This window comes from Mesorhizobium sp. M7A.F.Ca.AU.001.01.1.1 (assembly GCF_004022735.1).
Taxonomy (GTDB): Bacteria; Pseudomonadota; Alphaproteobacteria; order Rhizobiales; family Rhizobiaceae; genus Mesorhizobium; species Mesorhizobium ciceri.
Window position 1 is genome coordinate 1 of the sequence record NZ_RZPF01000280.1, and the last position, 7,523, is coordinate 7,523.

Here is a 7,523-nt window from a genome sequence, read left to right on the forward strand (position 1 = left end):
CGGTCGACAGCGGCTCCTGGGTGCTGCCGCTGGTTGCGCTCGCTTTCATCGCGCCGCGCGCCGGCATAGGCGGCCGCTTCGTCCACTACGTCGTTGCCAGCAACTGGGCTTCGGCCATCACCGCCTGGCTGATGCTGCCTTCGGCGCTGATCCGGCTTTTCCTGTCGTCCGCAAGCCAGGTTTCGAGCCTTGTGTCGCTGTTCCTCTTTGCCCTTTCTATGGTGCTGACCTGGCGCATGACAAATGCCACGATGGGCAGGGGCGCAGCGGTCGGCACGGCCGTTTTCGTCGGCATGTTCATTGCGTCGCTGCTGGTGCTGTTCGGCCTGCAGACGTTGCTCGGCATCACCGTCCCGGACGATGTCGGAGTTCAGAGCCTTTCCGGGCTCGTCTCGATCGGGTAATCGACACCGGTGAGAAACAGCCCGTCGGGCGGCGCCACCTGGCCGCAGGCGGCGCGGTCGCGCGCCTCGAGCGATGTTTTCAGGTCGGCCGCGCTCCAGCCGCCGTCGCCGACACGCTTGAGCGAGCCGACCATCGAACGCACCTGGTTGTGCAGGAACGAGCGCGCCGAAGCCCTGACCTCGACCATGTCGCCTTGTCGGCTCACATCGAGCCGTTCCAGCGTCCTGATCGGGCTGTTGGCCTGGCACTGGGTCGAGCGGAAGGTGGTAAAGTCATGCCGTCCGAGCAGGACCTTTGCCGCTTCGTGCATGGCGCCGGCGTCGAGCCGCTTCGGCACCCACCACACCTTGCCCTTGTCGAGCGCGGCCGGCGCGCGGCGGTTCAGGATGCGGTAGAGATAGTGGCGGCCAATGGCCGAGAAGCGGGCGTCGAAACTGTCGGAGACCACCGTCGCTTTCAGGATGGCGATGCGCGCCCCGGCCGCCTGCAGATGGGCGTTGACGGCATCGCGCACCTTGTCGCTCGGCCACGCCTTGACGAGGTCGACATGCGCCACCTGCGCGGTCGCATGCACGCCGGCATCGGTGCGGCCGGCGGCGCGCAGCCTGATCGCTTCGCCGCAGAATTTTTCGATCGCCTGTTCGATCGCCTGCTGCACCGAAGGCTGATCCGCCTGGTGCTGCCAGCCGGCAAACAGGCTGCCGTCATATTCGATGTCGAGGCGAAAACGCGGCATTTGCGGCTAGAGCTCTCGCCTCGAGCAATTCCAGGAAAAGTGTGAAACGGTTTTCCGTTCGGAATTGCGTTAAAACAAAGAGGAGTGCAGTTCGCCGTTTCCGTGAAAACGGCTGACTGTTCTACGCGGCGAGAGCGGTGAAGGCGGAGGCGTAGACCAGCCTGCCTGCTTCTGGCGCGTCACCCCAGGCCAGCGCCTGCAGCGCTTCGCCCTGGTATTCGCTTTCGAAGTTCTCGGCACGCGTGTGGCTATAGCCGAAACGCCCGTAATAGGTGGGGTCGCCCAGCACCACGGCCAGCGTCTCACCACCATCCTTGAGGCGGATATGCGCCTCGCGGATCAGCGCGCCGCCAATGCCGCTGCCATGGAACGAGGGCTCCACCGCCAGCGGCGCCAGCGCCACGGCCGCGAAGGTCTTGCCGCCATTCTGGACGAACAGCCGCGAAAACAGGATATGGCCGACCACCTGGCCGTCCTCTTCCGCAACCAGTTCGGCAACCGCGTCGCCGCCGGTCACCAGCGCGTCGACCAGACCGGCCTCCGCCTGCTGGCCGAAAGCGTGTTCCTCGACGAGGCGGATGGCCTCGCGATCCCGCGGCGTTGCCGCGCGTATCGACATCATGCTCATGAGAATTTCAGTCCTTTTTCGATCTTGGCCCCGCGCAGGAATTCCGACGCGGCAGCGGGCTTTCCGCCCGCCCGTTGAACTTCGACCAGCCTGATCGCGCCTGCCCCGCAGGCGACCGTCAGCCGGTCATCGAGAATTCCTCCCGACTCGCCCAAATCTTCCGAAGGCGACAGGCCTTGCGACAGCGTCGAGCGAAGCAGTTTCAGCCGCTCCTGGCGGCCGCCAATTCCTATCTCCGACCAGGCGCCGGGAAAGGGCGACAGGCCGCGAATATGATTGTGGACCTCACTTGCCGAGCGAGTCCAGTCCACGCGAGTCTCGGATTTATCGATTTTCTTGGCGTAGGTCACCCCATCCACAGCTTGTGTGGTGAATGTCAGCGTATTCCTTTCCAGTCGCGCCAGCGCTTCCACCATCAAGGCAGCACCGACACTCATCAACCGATCATGCAGATCGCCGGCTGTCATATCGGGTTCGATAGCGCATTTTTCAACCAGCCCGACCGGACCGGTGTCCAGGCCCTCTTCCATGCGCATCACCATCATGCCGCTTTCCAGGTCTCCGGCCATGATGGCGCGCTGGATGGGGGCGGCGCCGCGCCAGCGCGGCAGAAGCGACGCATGGCCGTTGACGCAGCCGAGCCGGGTTGCCTCCAGAACCGCCTTCGGCAGCAGCAAACCATAGGCGACGACCACCGCCACATCGGCCTGCAAGGCGCGAAAAGCGGCCTGTTCGGCCTCGCCTTTGAGCGAAACCGGCGTCCGCACCTCGATGCCCAGTCGCTCCGCCTCGCGCTGCACCGGCGACGGCGTCAGCTCCAGTCCGCGTCGTCCGGCAGCGCGCGGCGGCTGGGTATAGACGGCTGATATCTCATGGCCAGCCTCGGCGATCGCGCGCAAGGTCGGCACCGAAAACTCCGGCGTGCCCATGAAGATGACGCGAAGGGGCATTTTTTCTTCTGGTATCCTGTCTTCTTGCTCGCGCAGTGTGCCGGCTCAGGCATCCGCTTCAAACGGGTTTACGAGCTTCAGGTCAAGGCCGTCGAAGTCGCGGGACGACCGTCGCGCTATCTTTCCGCTTCGATCTTCTCCATGATTTCCGCGTATTCATCGCCAATTGCGCTTTCAGATACGAAAGCCGAGCGAATTGCAGCCCACGCCGAGAGGCTCGACTCCTCTCGGGCCGGCCTCTCCGCAACTATGCCTTTGCGCAGAAGGCCGATGGCCTTGTCCGAGACGCTCTGGCCGACCTCGCGCGCCGCCAGTTCGATCTCGCGCTTCAAAGGCTCAGGAATGTCCCTGATCAGCATGTCGACCGTCGGCATCTCCATTTGGTGGCAATCCTGCCGACAATAGGCCTGGAGGGGACTCCCGTACCTTATCCCGCGAGCTTGCCCGGCGCCTTGTCCCTGGCGAGCTTCTTGAATTTCTTTACCACCATGTCGCGCTTCAGCTTCGAGATGTGATCGATGAACAGGACGCCATTGAGGTGGTCGATCTCGTGTTGCAGGCAGGTCGCCATCAACCCCTCGGCCTCTATCTCCTGCAATTTGCCGTCGCGGTCGAGATATTTGACCCGCACGGCGGCGGGGCGTTCGACCTCGGCGTAATAATCCGGGATCGACAGGCAGCCTTCCTCATAGACGGAGCGCGCATCGGCGCTCTCCAGGATTTCCGGATTGATGAAGACATGCGGCGCCGGCGTCTCGTCTTCCTTGGCGAGATCGATCACCAGCAAGCGCAGCGGCTCGCCGATCTGGATTGCCGCCAGCCCGATGCCCGGCGCTTCATACATGGTCGCCAGCATGTCGTCGGCTAATTTGCGCAAAGGCGCGTCGACACGCTCTACGGGCTTGGAAACCTGGCGCAGGATGGGGTCGGGAAGGATGATGAGCGGCTTGATCGGCATGGCGTTCCACCTAAGACCTCCAGCGAAACGCGTCAACCGGTTGGCATCAGGCGCGTTCACGTTTTGATCTGTGCTATCGCGGCGAATCGTCTATGCTGTCCACATGAATGATTTGAGCACCATCCTTTCGGAGCCTGTCGCCCGGCTTGGCGCCACAACGATCACGCTCGGCCATGCGCTGGCCTTCGGCGTTTTGCTGTTTCTGGCCCTGTTCGTGGCGCTGGTCATTGCGTTGTGGCGGTCGGCCAAGGCGCGCGCCGTGGCGGCCGCGGAAGCCGCCGATCATGCCCGCGATGCGGAAGTGCGGATGGCCGGCATTCTGCAAAGCCAGGCCGAAATGCAGGGCCGCATGGGCGCCATTGCGGAAGTGTTCGGCGCACGGCAGGCGGAACTGACGCAATCGATCGGCCAACGCCTCGACGCCATGACCGGCCGGCTCGGCCAGACCATGACCGAGCAGACCAAATCCACGCATGAGAGCCTGGCCAAATTGCAGGAACGGCTGGCGATCATCGACGTCGCGCAAGGCAACATCCAGTCGCTCGCCGGCCAGGTCGTGCAATTGCAGGCGATCCTCTCGAACAAGCAGACGCGCGGCGCGTTCGGCCAGTCGCGCATGGAGGCGATCGTTGCCGACGGCCTGCCGCACGGTGCCTATGAGTTCCAGGCGACGCTGTCGAACGGCAGCCGGCCCGACTGCCTGGTGAAGATGCCGAACGGCGCGCCGTCGCTGGCCATCGATGCAAAATTTCCGCTGGAAGCCTGGAACGCCATCCGCGCCGCCGATGGCGCCGATCTGCAGAAGGCAGCTTCGCAGGCCTTCCGCCGCGACATCGAGATCCATGTCCGCGATATCTCGGAAAAATACCTGATCCAGGGCGAGACGCAGGACACTGCCTTCATGTTCGTGCCGTCGGAATCGGTGTTCGCCGAGATCCACGAGAATTTCGAGGCGATCGTGCACAAGGCGCACCGTGCGCGCGTCGTCATCGTCTCGCCGTCGCTGCTGATGCTGTCGATCCAGGTCATCCAGGCGATCCTCAAGGATGCCCGCATGCGCGAACAGGCGCACCTGATCCAGGGCGAGGTCATCCGGCTGATGGAGGATGTTGCGCGTGTCGATGAGCGGGTGCGCAAGCTGCAGGTGCATTTCGGCCAGTCGGCCAAGGACATCGACGACATACTGGTTTCGACGTCGAAGGTCACCAAGCGCGGCCAGAAGATCGAGGCGCTGGAATTCGGCGCGCAGCCCGACGGCGATGCCGCCGTAGACGCCGCGTCACGGGCTCCCGCCGCCAAGGTCGATACCGGCGCGCGCGTTGCCGATTCGAAAACCGGGCAGCTCAGGCTGAGGGTCGTCGAAGGCGACGATTGAGGCGCGGTGCCGGACCGGCGCTACTGCTCCTCCAACGTGGTCATGCCCTGAAATTCAGGCAGCCAGTGCAGCGCCGAGCGGTGCCATTTCTGCTGTGTCGGGATCAAATCCTGGCGCTGCCGCGCGGTCCCCACGCGAATTCCATAGACCTTCGGACCATCTCCGACAGACGTGGCGTAAAGATGCGAACCGCAGTCGGCGCAAAAGGCCTGGGTGCGCTTGGCGCCGCTCGCCACGATCTTGATGTAGATTTTCGGCGTGCCCTTGGTGATGCGATAGTTGCTTTCCGGCGCCGGAACCGTAAGGCGAAAAGCCGTGCCGGTCAGTTGCTGGCAATCCGTGCAGTGGCAGATCGTGGTCTTTTCCGGATCGACCTCCGCCTCGTAGGTGATGGCGCCACAATGACAGCCGCCGTCTATTCTCATCTTCGTTCCTCCAAAGCCCCTTCAATCTAGCGGCGCAAGGCCGTGAGGCAATGGCACGGTTTTAGTCCAGGGCAGGATCGGATGCGGAATCGATCAGCCTGCGTCGCTGCTCCCAGGTGCCTGACGTCTGCGGCTTGACGAACAGCCGTGTGATCTCCGGCATTTCCTTCTTCAACTGCGCCTCCAGGCGCTCGACGCAAGCTTCGATCTCGGGCGCCGTCAAATGGTCCTCGAACTCGATGCTGAGCCCGGCGACGATCTCTGTCGGCCCCATATGGACGGTCAGGACGCCGTTCGCCCGCTGCACCGCCGGATCCTGCTGGGCGATCGCCAGCACTTTCATCTGCACCTCGGGCGACGCCGGCTCGCCGATCAGCAGGCCCTTGCTTTCGCGGGCCAGGAAGATCGCGGTCGCGCCAAGGATCAGTCCGATGCCGATCGAGGCGGCGCCGTCGAGCTCCGGCATCTCCAGCAGTTCCGCTGCCAATATGCCGGCGAAAGCGACGATCAGGCCGAGAAGTGCCGCACTGTCCTCGAACAGCACGGTGTAGACGCTCGGATCCTTGCTCGACTGCACGGCCTGCAGCCAGCCTTGCCTGCCCTTCTGCCGGCGAAACTCCTTCAGGGCGACCCACCACGAACTGCCTTCGAACAGGAAGGAAAGGCCCAGAACAATATAGTTTACCTTGGCGTTGGCGACCGGCTCCGGCGCCATGATATGGACCACGCCTTCGTAGAACGACACGCCGGCGCCCAGCGCGAAGACGAGGAGCGCGACGATGAAGCTCCAGAAGTAGAGTTCGCGGCCGTGGCCGAGCGGATGCGTGCGATCGGCAGGGCGAGCGGCGCGGTGCATGCCGTAGAGCAGCAGGCCGCCATTGCCGGTATCGACCAGCGAATGGACGCCCTCCGACAGCATCGCCGAACTGCCGGTAAAGGCGGCGGCGGCGAACTTGGTCAGCGCGATGGCGAGATTGCCGGCGAGCGCCGCGTAGATCACCTTTTTTGAGCCGCCGTGCCCGGCCATGGCATTTGCCCCCGTTCAAGGCGCAGTCTAGCGGCCAGGCCGCTAAAGCTCCACAGGCATCACACCGCGCGAATGTCGGGTCGTCCACGGCAGCGGCCATGAGAGATCCGGTCTATGGAAAACGGCGACTACTCGATGATCTCGCTGGTCCACACCTTGAAGCCGGCAAGCGTTCCCGGGCCGAAAATATGGGTCAGCGGCACGTCGGCGGCGTCGCGGCCGGAGGCGATCAGGATGCGGCCGATGCGCGGTGCATTGTTGCGCGGGTCGAAGACATGCCAGCGGCCGCCGAGATAGACTTCCATCCAGGCGCAGAAATCCATGCTTGCCCATGGCTTCGGCATACCGATGTCGCTGATGTAGCCGGTGCAATAGCGCGTTGGGATGTTGAGTGCCCGGCAGAAGGTGACGGCGAGATGCGCGTAGTCGCGGCACACGCCGCTCTGTTCACGATAGGCTTCCGCCGCGGTGCGCGTCGGCCGTGCATTGCCGTAGTTGAAGACGATGTGGCTGTGGACGAAGTCGCAGACCGCCTGCACGCGCGGAATACCCAGCGGCGTGTTGCCGAACAGCCGCCACGCCTCGTCAGCCAGAAGGTCGCTTTCGCAAAAACGGCTGGGCAGCAGGAACAGCAATGTGTCCGCCGGCAGGTCGCGCACCTCGTGCTGCCAGGCCATCAGGTCGCCCATCTCGAAGGTGCCGGGGTCGCGGATCACCGCGTCGGTGCCGAAGGTGAAGCGCCCGGGCGGCGCGACAAGCCGGTTGCACCAATTGCCGAAACTGTCGCGATAGCTTTCGATCGGCACCGGCGGATTGGAGATCAGGAAATCCGGCCGCTCGAGATCGGAGGCCCGCGAATAGTGCACATTCAGCATCGCGATGAGCGGCGTTTCCTGCGGAAAGTCGAAGCTCATCTCGCAGCCGATGTGGATTCGCATTGTCGTCCTGACGGCCTGCCTGACGATCACCCGGCGAAGCTCGGGTCGATGCTGCAGTGCGAAAATGACCATGGCACGGAC

General features: G+C 63.8%; 9 protein-coding genes and 1 pseudogene. 2 read left to right on the top strand and 8 right to left on the bottom strand.

What is annotated here, in order from left to right:
• Positions 1-404: pseudogene (locus EN884_RS18135) on the top strand (transporter); the annotation flags it as partial.
• Here EN884_RS18135 and truA read toward each other — a convergent pair.
• The 5 genes from truA to def form a co-directional block, all read right to left on the bottom strand.
• Entirely contained in the window at positions 371-1,141 is a 771-nt protein-coding gene (gene truA, locus EN884_RS18140) for a tRNA pseudouridine(38-40) synthase TruA (protein ID WP_063169727.1), read from the bottom strand. The pseudogene EN884_RS18135 and the gene truA sit on opposite strands and share 34 nt — an antisense overlap.
• Positions 1,142-1,262: 121 nt before the next feature.
• Positions 1,263-1,769, bottom strand: coding sequence for an N-acetyltransferase (locus tag EN884_RS18145; protein WP_013528472.1), 507 nt, complete (start codon positions 1,767-1,769; stop codon positions 1,263-1,265).
• Complete coding sequence (fmt, locus tag EN884_RS18150; protein ID WP_063169728.1) at positions 1,766-2,719, bottom strand: methionyl-tRNA formyltransferase; 954 nt, start codon at positions 2,717-2,719, stop codon at positions 1,766-1,768. Before fmt ends, EN884_RS18145 begins: the two co-directional genes overlap by 4 nt.
• Before the next feature lie 116 nt (positions 2,720-2,835).
• The gene (locus EN884_RS18155; RefSeq protein ID WP_013528470.1) at positions 2,836-3,099 is read right to left on the bottom strand and encodes a hypothetical protein; all 264 of its coding nucleotides are present in this window, start codon (positions 3,097-3,099) and stop codon (positions 2,836-2,838) included.
• Between the two features lie 47 nt (positions 3,100-3,146).
• Positions 3,147-3,677 carry a peptide deformylase gene (def, locus tag EN884_RS18160; RefSeq protein WP_063169729.1) on the bottom strand — a complete coding sequence of 177 codons (531 nt, stop codon included), beginning with the start codon at positions 3,675-3,677 and terminating at the stop codon, positions 3,147-3,149.
• Between the two features lie 103 nt (positions 3,678-3,780).
• Here def and EN884_RS18165 point away from each other — a divergent pair, with 103 nt between their 5' ends.
• Complete coding sequence (locus tag EN884_RS18165) at positions 3,781-5,052, top strand: DNA recombination protein RmuC (protein ID WP_063169730.1); 1,272 nt, start codon at positions 3,781-3,783, stop codon at positions 5,050-5,052.
• A 20-nt stretch (positions 5,053-5,072) separates the two neighbouring features.
• Here the strand turns inward: EN884_RS18165 and EN884_RS18170 are convergent, their stop codons facing one another.
• The 3 genes from EN884_RS18170 to EN884_RS18180 all read right to left on the bottom strand — a co-directional run bounded on the left by EN884_RS18170 (position 5,073) and on the right by EN884_RS18180 (position 7,442).
• Complete coding sequence (locus EN884_RS18170; protein WP_013528467.1) at positions 5,073-5,477, bottom strand: GFA family protein; 405 nt, start codon at positions 5,475-5,477, stop codon at positions 5,073-5,075.
• Between the two features lie 61 nt (positions 5,478-5,538).
• The gene (locus tag EN884_RS18175) at positions 5,539-6,504 is read right to left on the bottom strand and encodes a cation diffusion facilitator family transporter (protein ID WP_013528466.1); all 966 of its coding nucleotides are present in this window, start codon (positions 6,502-6,504) and stop codon (positions 5,539-5,541) included.
• A 128-nt stretch (positions 6,505-6,632) separates the two neighbouring features.
• On the bottom strand, positions 6,633-7,442 hold the full coding sequence (locus EN884_RS18180; RefSeq protein ID WP_027161100.1) for a transglutaminase family protein: 810 nt from the start codon (positions 7,440-7,442) through the stop codon (positions 6,633-6,635).
• Positions 7,443-7,523 lie beyond the last annotated feature (81 nt).